This window comes from Rhizobium sp. 10PS4, from assembly GCF_032464805.1.
GTDB classification, from domain to species: Bacteria; Pseudomonadota; Alphaproteobacteria; order Rhizobiales; family Rhizobiaceae; genus Rhizobium; species Rhizobium laguerreae.
On record NZ_JAWDIW010000009.1, the window covers coordinates 163,878 to 188,059 of the forward strand.

General features: G+C 60.6%; 23 protein-coding genes and 1 pseudogene. 15 read left to right on the forward strand and 9 right to left on the reverse strand.

The genetic code is table 11. The features are described from left to right. Position 1: 1 nt before the first annotated feature. On the forward strand, positions 2–1,240 hold the full coding sequence (locus tag RWJ89_RS18610; RefSeq protein WP_131665141.1) for an OpgC family protein: 1,239 nt from the start codon (positions 2–4) through the stop codon (positions 1,238–1,240). Positions 1,241–1,289: 49 nt separating this feature from the next. Here the strand turns inward: RWJ89_RS18610 and RWJ89_RS18615 are convergent, their stop codons facing one another. Together RWJ89_RS18615 and RWJ89_RS18620 are read right to left on the reverse strand one after the other, a co-directional pair. Continuing rightward, positions 1,290–1,643 (reverse strand): VOC family protein, encoded by a 354-nt coding sequence (locus tag RWJ89_RS18615; RefSeq protein ID WP_316031240.1) that lies wholly within the window; start codon positions 1,641–1,643, stop codon positions 1,290–1,292. A 406-nt stretch (positions 1,644–2,049) separates the two neighbouring features. After that, the gene (locus RWJ89_RS18620; protein ID WP_026265511.1) at positions 2,050–3,813 is read right to left on the reverse strand and encodes a glucan ABC transporter ATP-binding protein/ permease; all 1,764 of its coding nucleotides are present in this window, start codon (positions 3,811–3,813) and stop codon (positions 2,050–2,052) included. Positions 3,814–4,131: 318 nt separating this feature from the next. On the opposite strand from RWJ89_RS18620, the gene RWJ89_RS18625 reads away from it, so the two are divergent. The 3 genes from RWJ89_RS18625 to RWJ89_RS18635 all read left to right on the forward strand — a co-directional run bounded on the left by RWJ89_RS18625 (position 4,132) and on the right by RWJ89_RS18635 (position 9,330). Further along, positions 4,132–4,887, forward strand: coding sequence for a helix-turn-helix transcriptional regulator (locus tag RWJ89_RS18625; protein WP_316031241.1), 756 nt, complete (start codon positions 4,132–4,134; stop codon positions 4,885–4,887). 217 nt (positions 4,888–5,104) lie between these two features. After that, positions 5,105–8,569, forward strand: coding sequence for a pyruvate carboxylase (gene pyc / locus RWJ89_RS18630; RefSeq protein ID WP_316031242.1), 3,465 nt, complete (start codon positions 5,105–5,107; stop codon positions 8,567–8,569). Positions 8,570–8,757: 188 nt separating this feature from the next. Further along, positions 8,758–9,330, forward strand: coding sequence for an NADPH-dependent FMN reductase (locus tag RWJ89_RS18635; RefSeq protein ID WP_065281619.1), 573 nt, complete (start codon positions 8,758–8,760; stop codon positions 9,328–9,330). Positions 9,331–9,369: 39 nt separating this feature from the next. Here RWJ89_RS18635 and RWJ89_RS18640 read toward each other — a convergent pair whose 3' ends face one another. From RWJ89_RS18640 to RWJ89_RS18650, 3 genes are all read right to left on the reverse strand, one after another. Then, positions 9,370–10,131: an amino acid ABC transporter ATP-binding protein gene (locus RWJ89_RS18640; protein WP_094087128.1), complete on the reverse strand. Its 762-nt coding sequence runs from the start codon at positions 10,129–10,131 to the stop codon at positions 9,370–9,372. Then, positions 10,128–10,808 (reverse strand): amino acid ABC transporter permease, encoded by a 681-nt coding sequence (locus RWJ89_RS18645; protein ID WP_077977942.1) that lies wholly within the window; start codon positions 10,806–10,808, stop codon positions 10,128–10,130. The genes RWJ89_RS18640 and RWJ89_RS18645 overlap by 4 nt, the downstream gene beginning before the upstream one ends. Positions 10,809–11,011: 203 nt before the next feature. After that, positions 11,012–11,785, reverse strand: coding sequence for an amino acid ABC transporter substrate-binding protein (locus RWJ89_RS18650; protein WP_011653981.1), 774 nt, complete (start codon positions 11,783–11,785; stop codon positions 11,012–11,014). Between the two features lie 516 nt (positions 11,786–12,301). On the opposite strand from RWJ89_RS18650, the gene RWJ89_RS18655 reads away from it, so the two are divergent. The 4 genes from RWJ89_RS18655 to hisC all read left to right on the forward strand — a co-directional run bounded on the left by RWJ89_RS18655 (position 12,302) and on the right by hisC (position 16,758). Beyond that, positions 12,302–13,078, forward strand: a complete 777-nt coding sequence (locus RWJ89_RS18655) for a DeoR/GlpR family DNA-binding transcription regulator (RefSeq protein ID WP_168283280.1) — start codon at positions 12,302–12,304, stop codon at positions 13,076–13,078. A gap of 64 nt (positions 13,079–13,142) precedes the next feature. Further along, entirely contained in the window at positions 13,143–14,333 is a 1,191-nt protein-coding gene (locus tag RWJ89_RS18660; protein ID WP_316031243.1) for an MFS transporter, read from the forward strand. A gap of 96 nt (positions 14,334–14,429) precedes the next feature. Further along, positions 14,430–15,680, forward strand: a complete 1,251-nt coding sequence (gene ispG / locus RWJ89_RS18665) for a flavodoxin-dependent (E)-4-hydroxy-3-methylbut-2-enyl-diphosphate synthase (RefSeq protein ID WP_017995512.1) — start codon at positions 14,430–14,432, stop codon at positions 15,678–15,680. A 16-nt stretch (positions 15,681–15,696) separates the two neighbouring features. Further along, positions 15,697–16,758 carry a histidinol-phosphate transaminase gene (hisC, locus tag RWJ89_RS18670; RefSeq protein WP_316031244.1) on the forward strand — a complete coding sequence of 354 codons (1,062 nt, stop codon included), beginning with the start codon at positions 15,697–15,699 and terminating at the stop codon, positions 16,756–16,758. A gap of 9 nt (positions 16,759–16,767) precedes the next feature. Here the strand turns inward: hisC and RWJ89_RS18675 are convergent, their stop codons facing one another. Next, positions 16,768–17,682, reverse strand: coding sequence for a polyprenyl synthetase family protein (locus RWJ89_RS18675; RefSeq protein WP_025396416.1), 915 nt, complete (start codon positions 17,680–17,682; stop codon positions 16,768–16,770). A 135-nt stretch (positions 17,683–17,817) separates the two neighbouring features. On the opposite strand from RWJ89_RS18675, the gene mtgA reads away from it, so the two are divergent. From mtgA to RWJ89_RS18700, 5 genes and pseudogenes are all read left to right on the forward strand, one after another. Then, a complete protein-coding gene (gene mtgA / locus RWJ89_RS18680) occupies positions 17,818–18,555 on the forward strand; it encodes a monofunctional biosynthetic peptidoglycan transglycosylase (RefSeq protein WP_168283283.1) in 738 nt (245 codons plus the stop codon). Positions 18,556–18,638: 83 nt separating this feature from the next. After that, positions 18,639–18,734 (forward strand): annotated as a pseudogene (locus tag RWJ89_RS18685) (DUF1868 domain-containing protein); the annotation flags it as partial. A gap of 13 nt (positions 18,735–18,747) precedes the next feature. Beyond that, on the forward strand, positions 18,748–19,395 hold the full coding sequence (locus RWJ89_RS18690) for a glutathione S-transferase family protein (protein WP_168283284.1): 648 nt from the start codon (positions 18,748–18,750) through the stop codon (positions 19,393–19,395). Positions 19,396–19,550: 155 nt separating this feature from the next. Beyond that, positions 19,551–19,736 carry a 50S ribosomal protein L32 gene (gene rpmF, locus RWJ89_RS18695; protein ID WP_003543812.1) on the forward strand — a complete coding sequence of 62 codons (186 nt, stop codon included), beginning with the start codon at positions 19,551–19,553 and terminating at the stop codon, positions 19,734–19,736. 145 nt (positions 19,737–19,881) lie between these two features. After that, on the forward strand, positions 19,882–20,289 hold the full coding sequence (locus RWJ89_RS18700; RefSeq protein ID WP_003543801.1) for a hypothetical protein: 408 nt from the start codon (positions 19,882–19,884) through the stop codon (positions 20,287–20,289). On the opposite strand, the gene phaR is transcribed toward RWJ89_RS18700, so the two are convergent. Next, positions 20,284–20,856 (reverse strand): polyhydroxyalkanoate synthesis repressor PhaR, encoded by a 573-nt coding sequence (gene phaR, locus RWJ89_RS18705; protein WP_017962532.1) that lies wholly within the window; start codon positions 20,854–20,856, stop codon positions 20,284–20,286. The two genes, RWJ89_RS18700 and phaR, sit on opposite strands and share 6 nt — an antisense overlap. 239 nt (positions 20,857–21,095) lie before the next feature. Here phaR and RWJ89_RS18710 point away from each other — a divergent pair, with 239 nt between their 5' ends. Next, on the forward strand, positions 21,096–22,277 hold the full coding sequence (locus RWJ89_RS18710) for an acetyl-CoA C-acetyltransferase (protein ID WP_017962531.1): 1,182 nt from the start codon (positions 21,096–21,098) through the stop codon (positions 22,275–22,277). A gap of 71 nt (positions 22,278–22,348) precedes the next feature. Next, entirely contained in the window at positions 22,349–23,074 is a 726-nt protein-coding gene (locus tag RWJ89_RS18715) for a beta-ketoacyl-ACP reductase (protein ID WP_168283285.1), read from the forward strand. A gap of 489 nt (positions 23,075–23,563) precedes the next feature. On the opposite strand, the gene RWJ89_RS18720 is transcribed toward RWJ89_RS18715, so the two are convergent. Both RWJ89_RS18720 and RWJ89_RS18725 read right to left on the reverse strand, forming a co-directional pair. Then, complete coding sequence (locus tag RWJ89_RS18720; RefSeq protein ID WP_003543792.1) at positions 23,564–23,824, reverse strand: YMGG-like glycine zipper-containing protein; 261 nt, start codon at positions 23,822–23,824, stop codon at positions 23,564–23,566. 27 nt (positions 23,825–23,851) lie between these two features. Next, positions 23,852–24,007, reverse strand: a complete 156-nt coding sequence (locus tag RWJ89_RS18725) for a DUF3309 family protein (RefSeq protein ID WP_017962528.1) — start codon at positions 24,005–24,007, stop codon at positions 23,852–23,854. Positions 24,008–24,182 lie beyond the last annotated feature (175 nt).

Sequence of the window (24,182 nt, forward strand, 5' to 3'; positions counted from 1 at the left end):
CATGGCAAGCACGCCGACCGAAGCCATCATCACCGGGCGCAATTCCCTATCCGCAGCTGCGCCGGTGCGTGACACGAGGCTCGACGTCTTGCGCGGCGTGGCCTTGATCATGATCTTCATCAATCATGTTCCCGGACAGATCTTCGAATATGTCACGACGAAGAATTTTGGTTTCTCCGATGCCGCCGAAGCCTTCGTGCTGATCTCGGGCATTGCCGTCGGCCTTGCCTATGGCTCCCGCTTCCAGCCGGGCAACCGGCTCACGGTGGCGATCAAGGCGGTAAAACGCGCCTTCACGCTCTATCTCGCCCATATGATCACCACCTTCATGACGCTGGCGCTCTTCATCTGCGGTGCCTGGCTGTTCCATCGGCCGGGATTGCTGGTTGAAATCAATATCCTGGCGGTTCTGATGAACCTTAAGGAAGGCATTCCGGCGCTGCTCCTGCTCGGCCACCAGATCGGATACAACAATATCCTGCCGATGTACGGCGCGCTGATGCTGATGGTGCCGATCATCCTGCTGTTGAATGCGCGCAGCCCTTGGCTGGCGCTCGGCGTATCGGCTGCGGTCTGGCTGCTTGCGGGCATCTACCAGGTGGCGCCGCACAACATGCTGATTGAAGACTACTGGTTCCTCAATCCGCTCTCCTGGCAGTTCCTGTTTTCGATCGGCATCGTCTCGATGCTGCATATCAAGCGCGGCGGCACGATCCCGCGCCATCCGCTGCTACTTGCGGCCGCTGCCGGTTACGTCATGTTGTCCTTCATCTGGGTGACTGGCCATCTCTGGATCTGGGGCAATTCGCTGGCGGCCCTCGGCCTGCCGACTGTTATCACCGGGTTCGACAAGACCTTCCTGTCGCTGCCGCGGCTGCTGCATGTGCTGGCGCTGACCTATCTCGTCATCAGCATCCCGGCGCTCTCACGCATCCTGCGCCGTCCTGCGGACCATCCGTTGACGATCCTCGGCCGTCATTCGCTGAACATCTTCGTGGCCGGCACGATCCTCGCCATGATCGGCCAGGTGGTGCTCTACATCACCAACAAGGATCAACTGGTCGGTCCGCTCGTCGTGATTGCAGGGATCGCGATACAATTTGCCTATGCCTATTATCTCGAGCGCAAACGCCAGCAGGGCAAGGTCAAGGGGAAACTTGTGGCCGATACCGCCACCATTCCCGTTCCCGTCCGCATTGGCGGGACGGCTAATGCCTATCGCCAGAACGATCGAAAATAGGGCTTGGGCTTTCCCGACATGAAGGAGTCGGTGGCCGATGGCCGCCGGCTCAATTTTTATGTACGAGGATGTTCACCAACTTGCCGAAGGGATCGCGCACATAAAAGCGCCTGACGCCCCATGGCTCGTCGGCCGGGCCGTACTCAATCGGGAAGCCTGAGGCCGACATCGCCGCGAAAGCAGCATCGAGGTCATCGACTTCGATCGAGAGGTCGGGCACCGGCGTTCCGGAGCCGCCTTCGCTGGCAATGCTCAGCTGAACGTTCATCGAGCGCGGGGCGCCGAATGTCGTGATCCAGCCGTGATCCATGATGACGTCAAGACCGAGGATATCCTGATAGAAGCGCCGGGCCAGGGCGATATCCGCTGCCTGGATATTGGCGACGATGCGCAGGACCTTCATGCGGTTCTCCCTGGATGCTCGGCGGCGGGCGGATGATAGGGAGGATCGGCGGGGTGATCAATTAGTCTGGCCTAGATCGGAAAGGCTGTACCGTGTGACCCCCCTCTGCCCTGCCGGGCATCTCCCCCACATGTGGGGAGATCACAAGTGGCTTGACCTTCCTGCCCATCTATCGTTTCGCCATCCTGGACGCTCATTGTTGGGGGAGGCCAGTGCGCCCAGCCGATCTCCCCACCTGTGGGGGAGATGCCCGGCAGGGCAGAGGGGGGTGCGGCACGGCACGACCAAGTATTTTGGCAGAGCCCACGAAAGACCAAAGAGCGTATCACACAGCACGACGCTATCGGAGCAAACAAAAAGGCCGGAAGGAGTTACCTTCCGGCCTTTATCTTGAAACCCGAACCGATTAGGCGGCTTCGGTGGTGTGGGACTTGCGGACCTCTTCGTCCGTCAGGATGCCGCTGGCGCGCAGCAGGGCGGCGAAGCGGCCGTTGCTGTGGCTGAGTTCGTCGAAGCTACCCTGTTCGACGACGCGGCCGTCATCCAGGAAGAGCACCATATCGGCTTCGCGGACCGTCGACAGGCGGTGGGCGATGATGAAGGTGGTGCGATTCTCACGCAGATTGTCGATCGCGGCCTTGACGCGGGCTTCGGTTTCGACGTCGAGCGCCGAGGTCGCCTCGTCGAGCACCAGGATCGGCGCGTCCTTGAGGATGGCGCGGGCGATCGCGATGCGCTGGCGCTCGCCGCCGGAGAGCTTGTTGCCGCGTTCACCGACATGCGTATCGTAGCGATCCTCACGCGTCTCGATGAAATCGGCAGCGGCGGCGGCTTCGGCCGCACGGCGCATCTCCTCTTCACTGGCGCCCTCGCGGCCAAGGCGGATATTGTCGCTGATCGAACGGTTCAGCAGGCCCGCATCCTGGAAGACAGTGGCGATGTGGCGACGCAGCGACTTGCGGGTCACCTTGGTGATATCGGTGCCATCGACGAGGATCTTGCCGCCCTGGGCATCGTAGACACGCTGCAGCAGGTTGACGAGCGTCGTCTTGCCGGCGCCGGTCGGGCCGACGATCGCGACCGTCTGGCCTGCCTTCACCGAGAAGGAGACATTGTGCAGGCCCTGTGAGCTGTTGCCGAAGCCGAAGGAGACGTCGCGGAATTCGATCGCACCCTTGACGTCCTTGATTTCTCCGTTGCCGGCTGGCTCTTCACGTTCACGCACCGAGTCTTCAAGCGTATAGAATTCCTCGAGTTTGGAACGGGCCTCGAAAATCTGCGTAGCGAACTGGCGCATCAGGTCGAGACGGCCGATCAGCAGGTTGGCAAAGCCGATGAAGGCGATGACGTCGCCGACGCGCAACTGGCCGGCCTGGACGAGCATGGTGCCGATGATCAGGACCACCATCATCGCGATGGTCGACGCCATGCGGTTCAGTGCGCTGGCGATCGCCCACCAGTCGAGCACCGGATACTGAGCTTCGAGCAGACGGTCGGCAAAGGATTTCAGCGCCCTGGTTTCGGCCTCGATGCGGTTATAGCTGTGCAGGACCGAAACGTTGCTGATCGAGTCGCTGACATGCGAGAAGACGGTATGATAATGGTTCTCGACCGAAGCCTGGCCGTCCTTGGTGCGGCTCATGACGACGCGGCCGATCAGCCAGTAGGCGATGGCGAGCACCATCAGCACGGCGGAAAGGCGCAGGTCCATCGACATTGCGGTCGGTATCAGAAGGGCAAGCGCGATGACCGTCGACAGGTGGTTGCGCATGAATTCCAGCCAGAGGCCGAACAGCGTCTCGCAGGCGCGCAGCAATGTGTGCAGCGCGTTGGAGGTGCCACGCTGATGGTGCCAGCCAAGCGGCATGGAAATGATGCGGCCGAAGGCTTCCGTCAACAGCGTCGCCCGCCGGCCATGGGCCAGCCGGTCGGCCTCGCGGGCCACCAGAACGAAGGCGATGGTGTTGAAGACGGCGAAAGTCGCCCACATGAAGAGGATGGGCTTGACCTCACCCTTGCCCGAAATCGCATCGATGATACGACCGAACAGGATCGGCTCCGCGATAGTGATCGTCGCAAGAACAATGTTTGCGACAACGACCAGGGATACGCGCAGCTTGTAGGCGCCAAGATAGCGCAGAGCTCTTGCATAGACCTTGAATAGCGTCACGTCGAACCTCTTGTGCATCTGCGAAAACGGGATGATGCGATGCTACAAAAGGCTACCTGAACGGGCGATTAACGGAGTATTCAGGGTTCGACCGATGTGACGATTGATACGATCGTATTATTGCAGGGCGCTAGGAGATGGCCATGGCGCCGAAATTGCCGTCCGGCTATATCTCGCGACAATTTGCGCTTGCATTTTATGAAATGTTTAGCGCAGCATTAAATTACAGACTGCATTTATTGAAGACCGTTTCGCGACCAGTTTGACCAGCCGCCGACGGCCTCATGCGGGCATCAGGTCCGGGCAAGGGGCATTTTTGTGAAAATTAATTCGTTAATTCAATTGCTTGTAATTCTGGAAGAATGCTCAAACCCTGAAGCTGTCATCACCGAAATGCAGCAGATCCTCCGCGGTTGCGGCTTCGAATATTACGGTCTGCTGCGCCATGTCCCGCAGAGCCCGGTGCAGCAGAATCCGGAGCCCTGGGCTGCGGCGCTTGCCGACCGCTGGCCGGAGCAATGGCCGCAGATATATGCCGCAAAAAAATATGCGCTGATCGATCCGATGGTGCGCTATCTCGCTCATGCGCAGCGGCCCTTCCGCTGGCGGGAGGCGATGGCGGCCTTCCACAAGGACGCACATCAGCGCCGCATGGAGCAGATGATGGTCGATGCCTTCGGTCATGGACTGGAGGATGGCTACATCTTTCCCATCCACGGACGCAACGGCATTCTCGCCAGCCTTAGCCTCGCCGGCAAGCCGATCGAGCTGTCGCCGGTGGAAATCGCATTGCTGGAGGCGGTGGCGCGCAAGGCCTTCTGGCGGTTGCTCGATCTGCAAGGTGAGGCGCGGGCACTGGAGACCGTGCTGCCGGCCGACACGCCGCTGACGCGGCGCGAGATGGAAATCCTGCATTATCTCGCCGAAGGCATGACTTCGATGGAGATCAGCAAGATGCTGAAGATCTCAAACCACACCGTCGACTGGTATATGAACGGCTTGCAGGACAAGCTGAAGGCGAAAAACAGGCAGCAGGCGGTAGCGCTTGCCTTCCGTCATGGCCTGATAAGTTAGAGCAATTCCGCTTCTCATCGAAGCGAAACCGCTCTGCTTTTTACTTTTTACGCAAGTCCGGACGGAAGCCGCTTTCGCACTTTTCCTGGAATTGCTTCAGCATGTCGAAAAATTGCATTTCGCAGTCGCAAGATAAATTGAACTTTCTGTGACAAGAAGTTAAGAATTTCCTTCGCGGGTGCAGCATTCCCGCGTCTGAACGTCTGAGGAGACCGTTTTGCCCATTTCCAAGATTCTCGTTGCCAATCGCTCCGAAATTGCCATTCGCGTGTTCCGCGCGGCCAACGAGCTTGGAATAAAAACCGTGGCGATCTGGGCGGAAGAGGACAAGCTGGCGCTGCACCGCTTCAAGGCGGACGAGAGCTACCAGGTCGGCCGCGGTCCGCATCTTTCCAAGGAGATGGGCCCGATCGAGAGCTATCTGTCGATCGAGGAGGTGATCCGCGTTGCTAAACTCTCCGGCGCCGATGCCATCCATCCCGGCTATGGCCTGCTGTCGGAAAGCCCCGAATTCGTCGATGCCTGCAACAAGGCCGGCATCATCTTCATCGGCCCGAAGGCCGATACGATGCGCCAGCTCGGCAACAAGGTCGCAGCGCGGAACCTGGCGATCTCGGTCGGCGTTCCCGTGGTGCCGGCCACCGGGCCGTTGCCGGAGGACATGGCCGAAGTGGCGAAGATGGCGGACGGGATCGGCTACCCCGTCATGCTGAAGGCCTCCTGGGGCGGCGGCGGGCGCGGCATGCGCGCGATCCGCGATCCAAAGGATCTCGCCCGCGAGGTGACGGAAGCCAAGCGCGAGGCGATGGCGGCCTTCGGCAAGGACGAGGTCTATCTGGAAAAGCTCGTCGAGCGCGCCCGCCACGTCGAAAGCCAGGTGCTCGGCGATACGCACGGCAATGTCGTGCATCTCTTCGAGCGTGACTGCTCGATCCAGCGCCGCAACCAGAAGGTCGTCGAGCGCGCCCCGGCGCCCTATCTCTCGGAGGCGCAGCGCCAGGAACTCGCCGCCTATTCGCTGAAGATCGCGGCCGCGACCAATTATATCGGTGCCGGCACCGTCGAATATCTGATGGATGCCGATACCGGTAAATTCTACTTCATCGAGGTCAATCCGCGCATTCAGGTCGAGCATACGGTGACCGAAGTCGTTACCGGCATTGATATCGTCAAGGCGCAGATCCACATCCTCGACGGCTTTGCGATCGGCACGCCGGAATCAGGCGTGCCGCGCCAGGAGGATATCCGTCTCAATGGCCATGCGCTGCAGTGCCGCATCACCACGGAAGATCCGGAGCATAATTTCATTCCGGATTACGGCCGCATCACCGCCTATCGCTCGGCGTCCGGTTTCGGTATCCGCCTCGATGGCGGCACCTCCTATTCGGGTGCGATCATCACCCGCTTTTATGATCCGCTTCTCGTCAAGGTCACGGCATGGGCTCCCAATCCGTCCGAAGCGATCGCCCGCATGGACCGGGCGCTGCGCGAATTCCGCATTCGCGGCGTGGCAACCAACCTGACCTTCCTCGAAGCGATTATCGGCCATCCCAAGTTCTGGGACAACAGTTACACGACGCGCTTCATCGACACGACGCCGGAGCTGTTCCAGCAGGTGAAGCGCCAGGATCGCGCCACGAAGCTGCTGACCTATCTCGCCGACGTCACCGTCAATGGCCATCCCGAGGCCAAGGACAGGCCGAGGCCGCTTGATAACGCTGCCGAGCCGGTGGTTCCCTACGCCAACGGCAATGCGGTCAAGGATGGTACGAAGCAACTCCTCGACACGCTCGGCCCGAAGAAATTCGGCGAATGGATGCGCAACGAAAAGCGTGTGCTTTTGACCGACACGACGATGCGCGACGGCCACCAGTCGCTGCTTGCCACCCGCATGCGCACCTATGACATCGCCCGCATTGCCGACACCTATGCGCATGCGCTGCCGAACCTTTTGTCGCTCGAATGCTGGGGCGGCGCGACTTTTGACGTCTCCATGCGCTTTCTGACCGAGGATCCGTGGGAGCGCCTGGCGCTGATCCGCGAGGGCGCGCCGAACCTTCTGCTGCAGATGCTGCTGCGCGGCGCCAACGGCGTGGGCTACACCAATTATCCCGATAATGTCGTCAAATATTTCGTCCGCCAGGCGGCCAGGGGCGGCATCGATCTCTTCCGCGTCTTCGACTGCCTGAATTGGGTCGAGAACATGCGCGTCTCGATGGATGCCATTGCCGAGGAGAACAAGCTCTGCGAGGCGGCGATCTGCTATACCGGCGACATACTGAACTCGGCCCGTCCGAAATACGATCTGAAATACTACACCGACCTTGCGGTCGAGCTCGAGAAGGCGGGGGCGCATATCATCGCGCTCAAGGATATGGCGGGCCTTCTCAAACCTGCGGCTGCGAAGGTTTTGTTCAAGGCGCTACGCGAGGCGACCAGCCTGCCGATCCATTTCCACACGCATGATACATCGGGTATTGCGGCCGCGACCGTTCTTGCCGCCGTCGATGCCGGCGTCGATGCCGTCGATGCCGCTATGGATGCGCTGTCCGGCAATACCTCGCAGCCCTGTCTCGGCTCGATCGTCGAGGCGCTGCGCGGCACGGAGCGTGATCCGGGCCTCGATCCGGAATGGATCCGCCGCATCTCTTTCTATTGGGAAGCGGCGCGGAACCAATATGCCGCCTTCGAAAGCGATCTGAGGGGCCCGGCATCCGAAGTCTATCTGCACGAAATGCCTGGTGGTCAGTTCACCAACCTCAAGGAACAGGCCCGCTCGCTCGGGCTCGAGACCCGCTGGCATCAGGTGGCGCAGGCCTATGCCGACGCCAACCAGATGTTCGGCGATATCGTCAAGGTGACGCCGTCTTCCAAGGTCGTCGGCGACATGGCGCTGATGATGGTGTCCCAGGACCTGACGGTCGCCGACGTCGTCAGCCCCGAAAAGGAAGTCTCCTTCCCGGAATCGGTGGTCTCGATGCTGAAGGGCGATCTCGGCCAGCCACCGTCGGGATGGCCCGAAGCACTGCAGAAGAAGGCGCTGAAGGGCGACAAGCCCTATACCGTGCGCCCCGGCTCGCTGCTCAAGGAGGCTGATCTCGATGCGGAGCGCAAAGTCATCGAGACGAAACTCGAGCGCGAGATCAGCGACTTCGAATTCGCTTCCTACCTGATGTATCCGAAGGTCTTCACCGACTTCGCGCTCGCCTCCGATACCTACGGCCCGGTCTCGGTGCTGCCGACGCCCGCCTATTTCTACGGTCTCAAGGACGGCGAGGAACTGTTTGCCGATATCGAGCGCGGCAAGACGCTCGTCATCGTCAACCAGGCGATGAGCGCCACCGACAGCCAGGGCATGGTGACCATCTTCTTCGAGCTCAACGGGCAGCCGCGCCGCATCAAGGTGCCGGACCGGGCCCATGGGGCGACGGGTGCCGCCGTCCGCCGCAAGGCCGAACCGGGCAATGCCGTTCATGTCGGCGCGCCGATGCCGGGTGTCATCAGCCGTGTCTTCGTCTCGCCCGGCCAGGCCGTCAATGCCGGTGACGTGCTCGTCTCGATCGAGGCGATGAAGATGGAAACGGCGCTGCATGCGGAAAAGGACGGCACCATTTCCGAGGTGCTGGTGCGGGCCGGCGACCAGATCGACGCCAAGGACCTGCTCGTCGTCTACGCAGGCTGAAGGGTTGCCATCCTGCGCAAAGGCGCGCATCAGCCGACTTTGCGAGGGCTCCATTCACTCGATTGTGTACGATCGGCCTGTCGAAAAGCTGATTTTTCGAAGCCTTCGCGCCTTGCCCGGCGCAGAGGCTTTCTCATAAAGTTGCGCTCCCATTATCCGCCCCCAAGACCCATCAGGAAATGATCTCCATGAGCAAGTTGAAGATTGCCGTCATCGTCGGCAGCACGCGTATTGGCCGTTTTGCCGAGCATCCGGCCAAGTGGATTGCCGCTATCGCCGGCGAACGGCAGGACATCGAGGTCGAGGTTCTCGACCTGCTCAACTACCCCATGCATTTTTTCGGCGAGCAGCGCGCGACGACCGCTGAAAGCGAGACGGCAGAGCGCTGGAAAAAGAAGCTGCGTGAATTCGACGGCTTCATTTTCACCGTCGCCGAGTACAATCACGCTCCGACGGCGGTTCTGAAGAACGCCATCGACCTCGGCGAGTTCATCCACAAGCCGGTCGGTTTCGTCGGTTACGGCGGCGTCGGCGGCGCACGTGCGGTCGAGCATCTCCGGCTGATCTTCGTGGAGATGGGGGCGGCTTCGGTGAAAACGGGCGTGCATATCGCGCTTGGCGAATATCTCGGCGTCCTCAAGGAAGGCAAGAGCCTCAGCGACTACGCGCATCTCAACGAAGCGGCGAAGAACCAGCTCGACCAGCTCACCTGGTGGGGCAATGCGCTGAAGGCGGCGCGCGCCGTCGTCACGGCCTCCTGATTGGAGTTCCGGCCAGCCGGGATGTTCGCATCCCGGCACTCAGATATCGTAAGTATGGGCGGCGTTGATCGTCGAGATGAAACGTTTGGTGCGTTCGCGCTCGGGCGCGCTGAAGATTGCTCTGGCGCTGCCCGTTTCCACCACGCTGCCGGCTTCCAGGAAAACGACGTCATTGGCGATCTTCGAGGCGAGCCGGAGATCGTGGGTCGCCATCACCATCGTCGTACCTTCGCTGGCAAGCTTGCCCAGCACATCGACCACTTCGGCCGAAAGCTCGGGATCGAGGGCGGATGTCGGCTCGTCGCACAGAAGCACGCGTGGCGAGGGCGCCAGCGCGCGGGCGATCGCGACGCGCTGCTGCTGGCCGCCCGATAATGTCGAAGGCCAGGCATCGGCCTTGTCGGTCATGCCGACCTTGGTCAGCAATTCCATCGCACGCTCGCGCGCTTTTGGCCTCGGCCATCTCAGCACCGTCACCAGGCCTTCCATGACATTCTCGATCGCGGTCTGATGCGGAAAGAGCTGGAAGTTCTGGAAAACCATGCCGGTCTGGCGGCGGATCTTCTGGATCGCCGGCCAGCTCGTTCGTTTGCCCGGTGCAAAGGCCAGCGTTTCCTCTCCGAGGCGGATGGAGCCGGCGGTCGGAATTTCGAGCAGGTTGATGCAGCGCAGCAGCGTGCTCTTGCCGCCGCCCGAAGGCCCAACCAGCGCGGTGACGCTGCCTTCGGGGATGCGGATGCTGATATCCTTGAGGATGACGGCGTCGCCGAAACGCTTTTCGATGTTGGAAAGCTCGATCATGCATTTGCCTCCAGCATGCCGCCATAACGCGCGAAGCGGCGTTCCAGCCGCACCTGCAGCTGCGAGAGGACGGAGCTCAGGACGAGATAAATCAACGCTGCCTCGATATAGAGGATCAACGGCTCATAGGTGGTGGCGACGATGCGCTGTGCGGCCTGGAACAGCTCGGGCACGGTGATGGCGGCGGCAAGCGAGGTGTCTTTGACCAGCGAGATGAAGGTGTTCGACAAAGGTGGCACGGCGACACGGGCGGCCTGCGGCAGGATGGTGCGGCTCATCGCCTGGCGCCAGCTCATGCCGATCGAATAGGCGGCTTCCCACTGGCCCTTCGGTACCGAGGAAATGACGGCGCGGATGATCTCGGAGCTATAGGCGCCGATATTCAGCGTGAAGCCGATGAGGGCGGCCGGAAAGGCATCGAGCAAGATGCCGAGGCTCGGCAGGCCGTAGAAGATCACGAAGAGCTGCACGAGCAACGGCGTGCCGCGAATGACCCAGACATAGAAGCGCGCGACGGCCGACAGCGGCATCGGCCCGAAGAGCCGGGCGATCGCGGTGGCGAGCCCGAGCGTCAGGCCGAAGGCGAAGGATAGCAGGGTCAGTGGTATGGTGAAGATCAACCCCGCCCAGAGGAGGGAGGGTAGCGATTCCGCCATCAGTTGGAGCCAGTGCGGCAAGGGCGTTCCCTCTCATCGGTTGGGTCGTGATACTCGAAATACCCCTCCCCAACCCCTCCCCACAAGGGGGAGGGACTTATCCAGGTGCCGCCTCGCAAGAAATAGCGACCGAGCGGCAGGCCGAAACGATTATTTGGAGATGAAGCGATCCGCCGGCTAAGCCTCTCCCCCTTGTGGGGAGGGGACTTTTTCCTGAGTGGAGTTTACTTGGAAACGTCCTGGCCGAAATATTTGTCGGCGATCTTCTTGTAGGTGCCGTCGGCCTTGATGTCGGCAAGCGCCTTGTTGATTTCGGCGAGAAGCTCCGGCTCGTTCTTGCGGATGATGATGCCGGAATAATCGGCATTTTCCTGCTCGGCGACGATCTTCACCGGCGCATCCGGCTTGTGTTTCTTGAAATCGAGGAAGGAGAGGCTGTCGTTGATCGTGGCGTCGGCGCGCTTGGTCAATACCAACTGGATCGATTGATCGAAACCGTCGGTGCCGACGAGTTCGGCACCGGCTTCAGTTGCGAGCTTGCCGAAGTTGCTGGTCAGCGACTGGGCGGCCTTCTTGCCCTTCAGATCGGCGAAGGACTTGATGCTGTCGTCGCCGTCGCGGGCGATCAGCACGGCCTTGGAGGCGATATAGGGCTCGGAGAAATCGTATTTCTGCTTGCGGGTTTCGGTGATGCCGACCTGGTTGATGACGGTATCGTAGCGTTTGGCATCGAGGCCGGCGATCAGGCCATCCCACTTGCCTTCGACGAACTCGGCCTTGACGCCGAGCTTGGCGGCGATCGCTTCGCCGATCTCGACATCGAAGCCGACAAGCTTGCCGCTTTCGTCATGATAGGTGAAGGGCGCATAGGTGCCTTCGGTGCCGATCTTGAAGACGCCGGCCGATTTGATGGCGGCGAGGTTTTCACCGGCATGGGCAGGCAGCAAGGCCGCAGCCTGAATGAGGGCAGCGGCAGCGACGGTTTTCAACCAGTTCATTGTTTCTATCCATCCTTGGGAGGTTGTCATCGGGTGAGGATACTTTGCAGAAAACTAGGGCGCCGGAAGCGTAGAAAACTGCGAATAAAAGCAGCAACTGCAAATATTTTTCTCAAGCGTCCGTTTGGACGAGCTTGCCGCGCCCATAGGCGAGACAACCGACGAGGATCGTCAGACTACGGAAAGACAGGTCTGCCAGACTGGAATGGTTGAAGCCAGGACCTTGATGATCGCGTCATGGAAGGTGAACGCCATATAGGCGAGGGTCGTGAGCAGGATGCCCAGGCTGACGGAGCTTTTCACGGGGAGAACGCACCAGGTGGCGGATATGCCGGCGGGAATCGGGAGTGTCTAATCGATGTTCCCGGCTCTCGGATCGGTCAACAGGGCATATTTGGCTCTGGCGATGGAGCTTTGTTTCGAAACGTCAGAAAACGTGTGACCGTGCATATTGCCTGCATGGTCATAAGCGGTTATGCACGTTTCCTGTTTATAAGATCCCGATCCGGTGGGAACATGCAGGATTTTCTGTTGCGAGAACGCCAAGGCGTGATTTCCGAGAGGCTGCGGCTGAATGGCCGCGTGCTGGCGACGGAGCTGGCGCTCGAATTCGGTGTCTCCGAGGACACGGTGCGGCGGGATCTGCGCGAAATGGCGGCGGCAGGGCTCTGCGAGCGGGTTTATGGTGGTGCATTGCCGGTCTCGCCGGCGCACGGAAGCATGACCCAACGCATCGGCTTTGCCGCTGACCGGAAACAGGCGCTGGCGCGCGCTGCGGCAAAGCAGATTGCCGCTGGTTCGACCGTGTTTTTCGATGCCGGCAGCACCAATCTGGCGATTGCCAACGCATTACCGGCCGAGCTTGCGCTGACGGCTGCAACGAATGCGCCGGCGATTGCCGCAGCGCTGATCGACAAGCCTGGCGTCAACGTCATCCTGATCGGCGGGATGGTCGACCGGCAGACGGGCGGTTCGCTCGGCGCCAAGGCCTTGCGGGATATGGAGCAGATTTCGCCCGATCTCTGCATTCTTGGCGCCTGCGGTGTCGATCTCGAGGCCGGCATCACGGTGTTCGGCTTCGAGGATGCAGAGTTCAAGCGCTTTGCGGCGTCCAGGAGCAGAAAAGTGTTGGTGGCTGCAACCTCGGAGAAATTCGGCACCGCGGCCCCCCATAGCATCCTGCCGGTTGCCCATTGCGAATGCCTGGTCGTCGAGCACGATGCCGATCCGGCCATTCTCGCCCGTTACCGCGAGCGCGGATGCAGAACTGTTCTCGCCGAGAAAACGAACTGAGGCGACGTCGTAGAGTTTAGGGAAATCGGGCGGGTGAAAGCCCGGCAATGAGAAAGACCAAAAAATGGATAGTCATGTGAGTACGCCGGGAGTCCGGAGCGGCTTCATTACCAGAAGCAGGGCGGCGGTTTCCCTGCTCTTTCTTATGAATGGTTTTGTCGTCGGCTGCTGGGCGCCGAAGATTCCGGATTTTGCCGAGCGTCTGGCGCTGACCAAGTTCGAGCTTGGACTGATGATCCTGGTCTTCGGCGTCGGTTCGCTGGTCATGATGCCGATCACCGGCGCGCAGATCGCCAAACACGGCTCGCGTATCGTCGTTCAAGTCCTGGCCGTCTGTCTGCTGCCGTTGCTGCTGGCATTGACGCTCGCGCCAAATGTGATCACCGGGGCAATTTCGCTCTTCCTGTTCGGCGGCTTCATCGGCGCAATGGATGTGGCGATGAATGCCAATGCGGTCTCGGTCGAGAAATCCATGCGCCGCGCCATCATGTCGTCCTGCCACGCTTTCTGGAGCCTTGGCGGACTGATCGGCTCCGGTCTCGGCGGCATCGTGATCTCCAAGCTCGGCATTCTCGGCCATGCGCAACTGTCGACGGTGCTGGCGGCGATCTTCCTTGCCGTCGCCTGGCCGATGATCCTTGCGGATCCGCCGCATCCCGACACCAAGAAGGAAAAGACGAAGCTGCCGATGGTGCCGCTGCCATGGCTGCTCGGATTGATGGCGCTGTTCAGCATGGTGCCGGAAGGTGCTGTTCTCGACTGGGGCGCCCTCTATCTTCGGCAGGAAATGGATGCGTCCGTCGCGCTTTCCGGTCTTGGTTTCGCAGCCTTTTCGGCCACCATGGCAATCATGCGCTTTGGCGGCGACCTGGTGCGTGACCGTCTGGGGGGCGTCAAGACGCTGCGGATCTGCACTTTGTTTGCCATTGTCGGCATGCTGCTTGCAGGCTTGGCACCCAATGCCGAGATTGCCATCCTGGGCTTTGCCTTTTGCGGTATCGGCATTTCCAACATGGTGCCGATCGCCTTCTCGGCGGCGGGCAACATACCCGGCCTCAAGCCCGGCATCGCCATCTCGGTGGTCACGACCATGGGCTATTCCGGCATGCTGGTTGCGCCATCGTTGATCGGCTTCGTCGCCGAGCATATCGGCTTTGCCGTCGTTTTCATGGCGCTGCCGGTGCTGCTGATCGTCGTTCTGCTGCTGTCCAACCTTGCCCATTATGCCGATGAGACCTCCGGGGGCGGTTACTGAGCCGCCTCCCGACAAAAGTGATATCAGGGGCGGTTGACAAGCAGCCGGCCTTGATCCACCTGAAAAGCACTGTTTTTAGGGGTGCAAGAACTCTCCATGTTGTCAGCCGCCGATTTTGATCCGAAACCGCGCCGCGCTTCCGTTGCCGTCGATGTCGGCGGCGTCATCGTCGGCGGCGGGGCGCCGGTCGTCGTGCAATCCATGACGAATACCGACACGGCCGATATCGATTCCACCGTCGCCCAGGTCGCCGCTCTCCACCGGGCGGGTTCGGAGCTGGTGCGCATTACCGTCGACCGCGACGAGAGTGCGGCCGCCGTGCCGAAGATCCGCGAGCGGCTTCTGCGCCTCGGCATGGACGTGCCCTTGATCGGCGACTTCCATTATATCGGCCATAAGCTGCTCGCCGATCATCCGGATTGTGCCGAAGCGCTGGCGAAATACCGCATCAACCCCGGCAATGTCGGCTTCAAGGACAAGAAGGACAAGCAGTTCGCCGAGATCATCGAGATGGCGATCCGCTATGACAAGCCGGTGCGCATCGGCGTCAATTGGGGCTCGCTCGATCAGGATCTGCTGACGGCGCTGATGGATCGGAACGCCGAGGCTGGGTCGCCGCTTTCGGCCCGGCAGGTGACGCGCGAGGCGATCGTGCAGTCGGCGCTGCTGTCGGCAGCCCTTGCCGAAGAGATCGGCCTGCCGCGCAACCGCATCATCCTGTCGGCCAAAGTCAGCCAGGTTCAGGACCTGATCGCCGTCAATTCCATGCTCGCCGAACGCTCCAATCATGCGCTGCATCTCGGCCTGACCGAAGCCGGCATGGGCACCAAGGGCATCGTCGCCTCGTCGGCGGCGATGGGCTTCGTGCTGCAGCACGGCATCGGCGATACGATCCGCGTGTCGCTGACGCCCGAGCCGAACGGCGACCGCACGCGCGAAGTGCAGGTGGCGCAGGAAATCCTGCAGGTCATGGGCTTCCGCCAGTTCATACCCGTGGTTGCTGCCTGTCCGGGCTGCGGACGCACGACGTCGACCGTGTTCCAGGAACTTGCCCAAAATATCCAGAACGACATCCGCAAAAACATGCCGGTGTGGCGTGAAAAATATCCCGGCGTCGAGGCGCTGAACGTCGCCGTCATGGGCTGCATCGTCAACGGGCCGGGCGAAAGCAAACATGCCGATATCGGCATTTCGCTTCCGGGCACTGGTGAAACGCCGGCCGCCCCCGTCTTCATCGACGGCCGAAAGGCGTTGACGCTGCGCGGTCCCAATATTGCCGCCGATTTCGAGGCGCTTGTCGTCGACTATATCGAGAAGCGTTTCGGCCAGCGGACGGCGGCGGAATGACCGCCCGCATCTTCGGATGAGCCAGTACTGGTCGCCAATCGTCAGCAAGCTTCGGCCCTATGTCGCGGGCGAGCAGCCCCGTACCGCGAACATGGTCAAGCTCAATACCAACGAAAATCCTTACGGGCCGTCTCCTAGGGCGATCGAGGCAATCCGGGAGGCGGCGGACGATCGTCTACGGCTCTATCCCGATCCCACTGCCACGGAATTGCGCGAGACGATCGCGGTTCGTTTCGGCCTGACGGCGGAGGAAGTATTCGTCGGCAATGGCTCCGACGAGGTTCTTGCGCATGCGTTCCAGGCGCTGCTGAAACATGAGCGGCCGCTTCTCTATCCCGATGTGACCTACGCCTTCTATTCGACCTATAGCCTGCTATACGGCGTCGAAGCGATCGAAGTGCCTGTTGACGATGGGTTCCGGATCCGCCTGGCCGATTACGACAGGCCCTGTGGCGCGATCATCATCCCCAATCCGAATGCGCCGACCGGCATCGGCCTGCCGCTCACCGGCATCGAGGCACTTCTTACCGCCCATCCGGATGCGGTCGTCGTCATAGACGAGGCCTATATCGATTTCGGCGGCGAGAGCGCCATCCCGCTGATATCCATGCATTCCAACCTGCTGGTGATCCAGACCCTGTCGAAGTCCCGTTCGCTTGCCGGTCTGCGCATCGGCTTCGCGCTGGGGCAGCGGACGCTGATCGAGGCGCTGGAGCGGGTCAAGGACAGCTTCAATTCCTATCCACTTGATCGTCTGGCGCAGCTTGCCGCGACGGCGGCGATCAAGGACGAGGCGTGGTTCGAGACAGGCCGGAGGAACATCATCGCCAGCCGCGAAAGCCTTGTTAGGGAACTCGAAGCGCTGGATTTTGAGGTTCTGCCGTCCCAGGCGAATTTCGTTTTCGCAAGGCACCAAAGCCATTCGGGCGCAGCATTTCAAGCCGCTCTGCGGGAGCGCGGCATTCTCGTCCGGCATTTTGCCAAGCCGCGTATTTCGGACTTCCTGCGGATCAGCATCGGCACGGATGAGGAGTGTGCCCGTCTGGTATCCGCTCTCAAGGAGATACTGGCGGCCTGACCTGCCGCTTCAGCTCTTCCGGTCGGCGATGAAATGCGCTGCAGCAATGAGGGTCGAGGCACGGGCGCCGTAAGGGGCAAGCAGCGCCTCGGCATCGCGGACGTGCTCACGGAGCTGGGTCTCGGCCCATTCCATGCCGCGCAGGGCGACGAGTGTTCCCTTGCCGCGAGCCGCATCCTTGCCGGTCGCCTTGCCCATGGTCGCTGCATCCGAAGTCTGGTCGAGAATGTCGTCGGCAAGCTGGAAAGCAAGACCGATCTTTTCGCCGAAGGCGCGCAGGCGGCGGCGATCGTCCGGCGGGCTTGCCGAGATGACGGCGCCGGCTTCGCAGGCGAAGCGGATCAGCGCGCCTGTTTTCATCGCTTGCAGGCGGATGATGCCGACCTCGTCGGGCGCCTGCTTTTCCGCCGCGAGATCAAGCGCCTGGCCGCCGGCCATGCCGCCGAGACCGGCTGCGCGGGCAAGGGCCAGCACCAGCGACGCCTTGCTCGTATCGGCAAGGGCCGTTTCCGGCGCGGCGATGATGTCGAAGGCATAGGTCAGCAGGCTGTCGCCGGCGAGGATCGCCGTCGCTTCGTCGAACTTGATGTGTACTGTCGGCTTGCCCCGGCGTAGGTCGTCATCGTCCATGGCCGGCAGGTCGTCATGCACGAGGGAATAGCAGTGGACGCATTCGAGGGCTGCGCCAACACGAAGGGCCGCCTCGGCGTCGCCGCCGAGAAGGGCGGCACTTTCGACGACCAGAAACGGGCGCAGCCGCTTGCCGCCGTTCAGCACGGCATAGTGCATGGCATCGCGCAGCGTCTCGGGCCTGGCGATTTCATCGGAAAGGGCACTCGGCGACAGCAATGCGTCGAGCAGCGCCTCGATGTCGCGGGCGTTGTTCTTCAGCCTCGTCTCGAAAGTGTCCGGGTTCGCGTCCATGGGCGCTGTTTGGCATGAGCGCCCCCGGGCTTGCAACGGAATTGTCGATGGCGACAGCAAGATTCGCCGCGCACTCTGGCATAAGCTCCACACAGGCGTTATGAGAACCACAGGAGCGAAATCGGACTGGGGACATTGGATATAGCGCCGGAGAGAGAGGACAGCGTCGACATGCCGGCTCGTCGGCGATGGTTCGAAGACAGGCGTATGTTGAAACGCATTGTTCTTACCGTGCTGATCGTGCTGATCCTTCCCTATGCGCTGATCTTTTTCTATCTGCTGCCCTTCATTCACCCCGTCTCGACACTGATGCTGCGCGATCTCGTGCTGCTGCGTGGTTACGACAGGCAATGGGTGTCGCTTGATAAGATCGCCCCGGTCGTGGTGCAGTCGGTGATGATGTCGGAGGACGGGCAATATTGCTTTCACGGCGGCGTCGACTGGGCGGAAATGCGCATGCTGGTCGAGGATACGCTGAAAGGTCAGGCGACGCGTGGCGGCAGCACGATCCCGATGCAGACGGCGAAAAACCTCTTCCTCTGGAACGGCCGCTCCTTCGTGCGCAAGGCGCTGGAACTTCCGCTCGCGGTGACCACGGATTTCGTCCTGTCGAAACGGCGGCTGATGGAAATCTATCTCAATATCGCCGAATGGGGTCCCGGCATCTACGGCATCGAGGCGGCGGCCCAACACCATTTCAAGGTGCCGGCCTCGAAGCTGACGCGGCGCCAGGCATCGCTGCTTGCCGTCTCGCTGCCGAACCCCATCGACCGCAATGCCGGCAAGCCCGGACGAGGTCTTCGCCGGCTCGCCGGCGTGATCGAGAGACGCGCACAAGGTTCGGGCGATTACATCAAGTGCATCTATGATTGAGACCAGAACTTGTCATTAGAGCATGATGATGCCCGAAAACCGCTCACAGTTTTCGGCATCATGAGAAGCGGCAAGCGTCATCGAGGCGCTCTGTTTTCGAGCTTGCCCCGCCGGTATTTTGCGTGCTCAAGGACATGAACCATCTTCACGAATTGCTGATCTTCGATTTCGAAGCCTGAACGGGAGAGGCCCATGGACAGACCGACGCTCTACATCGCCAACAAGAACTACTCCTCCTGGTCGTTTCGGCCGTGGATGGCGCTGACGGGCGCCGGCGTCGATTTCGAGGAGGTGCTGATCCCCTTCGACTATGCTGGTGGCAATCCCGAGATCAAGGCGATTTCGCCGACCGGGAGGGTGCCGCTTCTCAAGCACGGAGAATTGAAGATCTGGGAATCGCTGGCGATCATCGAATATGTCGCCGAGCTTTATCCGGACGCCGGCCTTCTGCCGAGGGATCGGGCCGAGCGGGCGCTCGCCCGTTCGGTTTCGATGGAAATGCTGTCGAGCTTCCGGGCGCTGCGCAGTGCCTGCCCGATGAATATTCGCCGGCCGAAGGGCAGGATCGCGTTGCCGGATGGTGTCGACGCCGATATCAGCCGCATCGAGACGATCTGGCGCGACCTCCTGCAGCAATCCGGCGGACCGTTTCTGTTTGGCGCGTTCAGCGGGGCGGATGCGATGTTTGCGCCTGTCGTCAACCGGTTCGACATTTATGACCTCGTCGGCCGAAACGATACGCTGGCCTATATGCAGGCCATGAAGGCGCATCCGGCCTGGCGGAAATGGGAAGAGGCGGCCCGCGCCGAGCCGTGGATCGTGCCGGAAGACGAAGTCTGAGCCTGGAATCATCGGCTTTGCAAAAAATACGCATGGGGACTGGTCAAGGTCACCCCTTGCATGTATAAGCGCGCCAAATTCCGAAATCGCGACATGTCCGTTTCGGCCGCCGGTGTGGCCGTGGGAATGTTTTGCCCGCAAGTGGAGTAAGAGAAATGGCTGTACCGAAGAGAAAAACAAGCCCGTCCAAGCGCGGTATGCGCCGTTCGGCAGACGCCCTGAAGGCTCCGACCTATGTCGAAGACAAGAACTCCGGCGAACTGCGCCGCCCGCATCATATCGACCTGAAGACCGGTATGTATCGCGGCCGCCAGGTTCTGACGCCGAAGGAAAGCGCATAATTTCCCGATTCGGCTTGTCCGATCGAAGTTTCAAGGCCGGCGTCATGCCGGCCTTTTGCATTTCGACAATATAATATTTGCAATGACTTGCGGTGGGGCAAGGGTTTGCGGCAGTATTCTTCCATGATGCGATGGGAGATTGCCGATGATAGCCGCCATGCCCCTAATGATTATCCCGTTTATTCTTTACAATCTTGCGATGCTAGGCCTGATGGGCGATGGCGGCATTCCGGCACTGCAACATGATATCATCGTGCTGTCGATGATCTCGGGCGCGATCTGGAGTATGGCGCTCGGCGATCTTTTCATCGTCATCGCCCTTGTCGTGCTGTTCTTCGAAATCCTCAAAGCGACCAGAACCGGTCCCGGCAATCTCGTCAACCACATGCTGTCGATGCTGGTGTTCATCGCCTTCCTGGTCGAGTTTCTGCTCGTCCGGGATGCCGCGACGCAGGTCTTCTTCATTTTGATGACGATCGCTCTGATCGATGTCATCGGCGGTTTTGCCGTGTCGATCCGGAGCGCCGGGCGGGATGTCTCGATCGGACTATAGGTTGTCGAGCTTGTTTTGAAGGGCGCGGAGCTGTTCCTTCAGCTCGTCGATATCCTTGGCCTCGGCCTTGCGGCTTTCCTTGGCGGGCGGCGTCATGAAGGGCGAGAACATCTGCATCGCCTGCTGAAACAGCTCGGTGTTACGGCGAACATGGTCCTCGACCATCTGCATCGGCAACTGCAGGTTCTTGCCGAGCGGCGTTTCGCCGAAGGCGCGGTTCACCTGCTCGCGCATTTGAGCCTGCTGTTCGGTAAAGGAGCGCATCGAATGTTCGAGAAAGCTCGGCACGACCATCTGCATCTGGTCGCCGTAATAGGTGATGAGCTGGCGCAGGAAGGAGATCGGGAGCAACGTATTGCCGGTCTTCGATTCCTGTTCGAAGATGATCTGGGTCAGCACCGAATGGGTGATGTCATCTCCGCTTTTTGCATCCTGTACGGTAAATTCTTCGCCCTTCTTCACCATCTCCGCCAGGTCTTCCAGCGTCACGTAGGTGCTGGTGCCCGTGTTGTATAGGCGTCGATTGGCGTATTTCTTGATAACGATCTGACCCTCATGCTTCGCCATATCAGTCTCCTGAACCCCCGTCTGATTTATGGATATTCCTCCATTTGGGACTGTAAACGCAAAAGAAGCCCGGTGACAATCTCTTTGTGCGATGCGGCAAACCTTTCACGGAGCAGATGAATCGGGCTCCGGCGGGCTGCTGCCGAAAAATGGCCGCAGCCGGTCTTCGCGTTTGACTTGTGCTCCAAGCTTTGCCAGTTTCCACTTATGTAAGTGAGACGAAAACGAGGAGCGTCCCCATGAGCAATCCATCCATCGTCATCGCCAGCGCAGGGCGAACAGCAGTCGGCGCCTTCAACGGTGCTTTCGCGACGGTTCTCGCGCATGAGCTCGGGGCGGCCGTCATCAAGGGCGCGCTCGAGCGCGCCGGCGTCGATGCCGGCGAGGTGGACGAGGTGATCCTCGGCCAGGTGCTTGCCGCCGGCGAGGGCCAGAACCCGGCCCGTCAGGCGGCGATGAAGGCCGGCATTCCGCAGGAAGCGACGGCCTGGGGCGTCAACCAGCTCTGCGGCTCGGGCCTGCGCGCGGTCGCGCTCGGCATGCAGCAGATCGCCACCGGCGATGCCAAGATCATCGTTGCCGGCGGCCAGGAATCCATGTCGATGGCGCCGCATGCCGCGCACTTACGCGGTGGCGTCAAGATGGGCGACATGAAGATGATCGACACGATGATCAAGGACGGCTTGACTGACGCCTTCCATGGCTACCACATGGGCATCACCGCCGAGAATATTGCGCGCCAGTGGCAGCTTTCGCGCGACGACCAGGATCAGTTCGCGGTCAGCTCTCAGAACAAGGCGGAGGCGGCGCAGAAGGCCGGCCGCTTTACCGACGAGATCATCCCCTACGTCATCAAGACACGTAAGGGCGACGTTACGGTCGATGCCGACGAATATATCCGTCACGGCGCGACGATAGAGGCGATGGGGAAGCTGCGCCCGGCCTTCGACAAGGACGGCACGGTCACGGCCGCGAACGCGTCCGGCCTCAACGACGGTGCCGCGGCGGCCGTGCTGATGAGCGAAGCTGAGGCGGTCCGGCGCGGCATCCAGCCGCTCGCCCGCATCGTATCCTGGGCAACGGCGGGTGTCGATCCGCAGATCATGGGCACCGGACCGATCCCGGCTTCGCGCAAGGCGCTCGAGAAGGCCGGCTGGTCGGTCAACGATCTCGATCTCGTCGAAGCCAACGAGGCCTTCGCGGCGCAAGCCTGCGCCGTCACCAAAGATCTCGGATGGGATCCGTCGATCGTCAACGTCAATGGCGGAGCGATCGCGATCGGCCATCCGATCGGCGCCTCCGGCGCGCGCGTTCTCAACACGCTGCTGTTCGAAATGAAGCGCCGCGGCGCGAAGAAGGGTCTCGCCACGCTTTGCATCGGCGGCGGCATGGGTGTGGCCATGTGCTTTGAAGCGCTTTAAATAGCCTACGATCCATATTTGATTGAAGATCCCGCCAAGTGGCGGGGCAAAAAACAAAAGGGGAGCGGAACATGAGCAGAGTGGCTTTGGTCACCGGGGGTACACGCGGCATCGGCGCGGCAATATCCATGGCACTGAAAAATGCCGGATACAGGGTCGCCGCTAGCTATGCCGGCAACGACGAGAAGGCCAAAGCCTTCCACGACGTTACCGGCGTTCCGGTGTTCAAATGGGATGTTTCGGATTACCTCGCCTGCGGCGAAGGAATTGCCAAGGTCGAAAGCGAGATCGGCCCGGTCGAAATCCTCGTCAACAATGCCGGCATCACCCGCGACGCGATGTTCCACAAGATGACGCAGCAGCAGTGGCACGAGGTGATCAATACCAACCTCACCGGCCTGTTCAACATGACGCATCAGGTCTGGACCGGCATGCGTGACCGCAGCTTCGGCCGTATCGTCAATATCTCGTCGATCAACGGGCAGAAGGGCCAGATGGGCCAGGTGAACTATTCGGCGGCCAAGGCGGGCGATCTCGGCTTCACCAAGGCGCTGGCCCAGGAAGGGGCGAACAAGAACATCACCGTCAACGCCATTTGCCCCGGTTACATCGGAACTGAAATGGTGCTTGCCGTGCCGGAGAAGGTGCTGAACGAACGCATCATTCCGCAGATCCCGGTCGGCCGTCTCGGCGAACCGGAAGAGATCGCGCGCTGCGTCACCTTCCTCGTCTCCGACGATGCCGGCTTCATCACCGGTTCGACGCTGACGGCCAATGGTGGACAGTTTTTCGCCTAGGCATTTCTGTCTTCGAGTCGACAGTAGAGATTAGATTCAAAACGATAGCGCGTCCGGCAGGACGCGCTATCGCTGTTTTTGAACGTCTCTCGTGATGCCGGTTTGTGGCCGGTGTAGTGGTGCGTTTTCGGGAAGATCAAGAGCGGCGGTCTGTGTTCGGACGTCGCTGTGGCCGAGCTCTGGCCGGCACTTTGCGCAGCGAGCGATTTTCGCCGCTAAGGGCTGATATCGCGGTCGTCAGGAAAGCCGATGTAATCAGAGCAGCGACGAGAGAATTAAGCAAAATCTGGGTCATTGGAGGCGTTCCTTTCAGCTGCGCCGGGCGGCTTTGCCTGTCCGTTGCGCTCGTGAAGGAAATATGTGTCTGGCAGTTGGGCGGCGGTAGATTTGACTTTCGCAACCGATTGTCAACGTCACGTTGACGGATGCAGCAGGCCAAAAGAAAAACGGGCGCCAAGGCGCCCGTCGGGAGTCCGATATGCTTGCCGATCAGTAGCGGCAACGGGCCTCATAGCGGCGGCCGTAGCGGTCGCGATAGACGCAGTAGCCGCGGCGTTCGACCGACTGGCCGATCAGAGCGCCGGTCAGACCGCCGGCAACGGCGCCGACGGCGGCACCACCCCAGCTGTTGGTGACGGCACCGCCGATAACCGCACCGGTGCCGGCGCCGATCGCCGTACCTTGCTCGGTCGCTGTGCAGGATGCCAAGGCGCCGACGAGGGCACCAATAAGAACAATCTTCTTCATCATGTCGTAACTCCCCAGGTTAGTTGGGCTTTAGATGCGGCCCATTAGTACAAGGATAATGATAATCACGAGAACTAGCCCCAAACCGCCGGAAGGTCCATAGCCCCAGCCACGGCTATAACCCCAATTCGGCAAGGCTCCGATCAAGAGCAGAATGAGGATAATAAGAAGTATCGTGCCAAGCATGGTGTGTTTCCTTCATTTCATCCGCAATTTGGATGGACGAGAAACACACATTGGCGATTTTTGTTCCCGGTTAAGCGCCGGAAATGTGACGGCGCCTGATCACGCTCTAAGTTCCGTTATTTCCGGAAATTGCTGCTATGGTTAAAAAGACATATAAATACAATATGTTGCGGTG

Bases quoted from the DNA above. Each gene is read 5' to 3' on its own strand.
- RWJ89_RS18610 (WP_131665141.1), top strand. From the start codon at position 2: ATGGCAAGCACGCCGACCGAAGCCATCATCACCGGGCGCAATTCCCTA.
- RWJ89_RS18615 (WP_316031240.1), bottom strand. From the start codon at position 1,643: ATGAAGGTCCTGCGCATCGTCGCCAATATCCAGGCAGCGGATATCGCC.
- RWJ89_RS18635 (WP_065281619.1), top strand. From the start codon at position 8,758: ATGAGCAAGTTGAAGATTGCCGTCATCGTCGGCAGCACGCGTATTGGC.
- RWJ89_RS18640 (WP_094087128.1), bottom strand. From the start codon at position 10,131: ATGATCGAGCTTTCCAACATCGAAAAGCGTTTCGGCGACGCCGTCATC.
- RWJ89_RS18650 (WP_011653981.1), bottom strand. From the start codon at position 11,785: ATGAACTGGTTGAAAACCGTCGCTGCCGCTGCCCTCATTCAGGCTGCG.
- RWJ89_RS18655 (WP_168283280.1), top strand. From the start codon at position 12,302: ATGCAGGATTTTCTGTTGCGAGAACGCCAAGGCGTGATTTCCGAGAGG.
- RWJ89_RS18660 (WP_316031243.1), top strand. From the start codon at position 13,143: ATGGATAGTCATGTGAGTACGCCGGGAGTCCGGAGCGGCTTCATTACC.
- ispG (WP_017995512.1), top strand. From the start codon at position 14,430: ATGTTGTCAGCCGCCGATTTTGATCCGAAACCGCGCCGCGCTTCCGTT.
- hisC (WP_316031244.1), top strand. From the start codon at position 15,697: ATGAGCCAGTACTGGTCGCCAATCGTCAGCAAGCTTCGGCCCTATGTC.
- RWJ89_RS18675 (WP_025396416.1), bottom strand. From the start codon at position 17,682: ATGGACGCGAACCCGGACACTTTCGAGACGAGGCTGAAGAACAACGCC.
- RWJ89_RS18690 (WP_168283284.1), top strand. From the start codon at position 18,748: ATGGACAGACCGACGCTCTACATCGCCAACAAGAACTACTCCTCCTGG.
- rpmF (WP_003543812.1), top strand. From the start codon at position 19,551: ATGGCTGTACCGAAGAGAAAAACAAGCCCGTCCAAGCGCGGTATGCGC.
- RWJ89_RS18700 (WP_003543801.1), top strand. From the start codon at position 19,882: ATGATAGCCGCCATGCCCCTAATGATTATCCCGTTTATTCTTTACAAT.
- phaR (WP_017962532.1), bottom strand. From the start codon at position 20,856: ATGGCGAAGCATGAGGGTCAGATCGTTATCAAGAAATACGCCAATCGA.
- RWJ89_RS18710 (WP_017962531.1), top strand. From the start codon at position 21,096: ATGAGCAATCCATCCATCGTCATCGCCAGCGCAGGGCGAACAGCAGTC.
- RWJ89_RS18715 (WP_168283285.1), top strand. From the start codon at position 22,349: ATGAGCAGAGTGGCTTTGGTCACCGGGGGTACACGCGGCATCGGCGCG.
- RWJ89_RS18720 (WP_003543792.1), bottom strand. From the start codon at position 23,824: ATGATGAAGAAGATTGTTCTTATTGGTGCCCTCGTCGGCGCCTTGGCA.
- RWJ89_RS18725 (WP_017962528.1), bottom strand. From the start codon at position 24,007: ATGCTTGGCACGATACTTCTTATTATCCTCATTCTGCTCTTGATCGGA.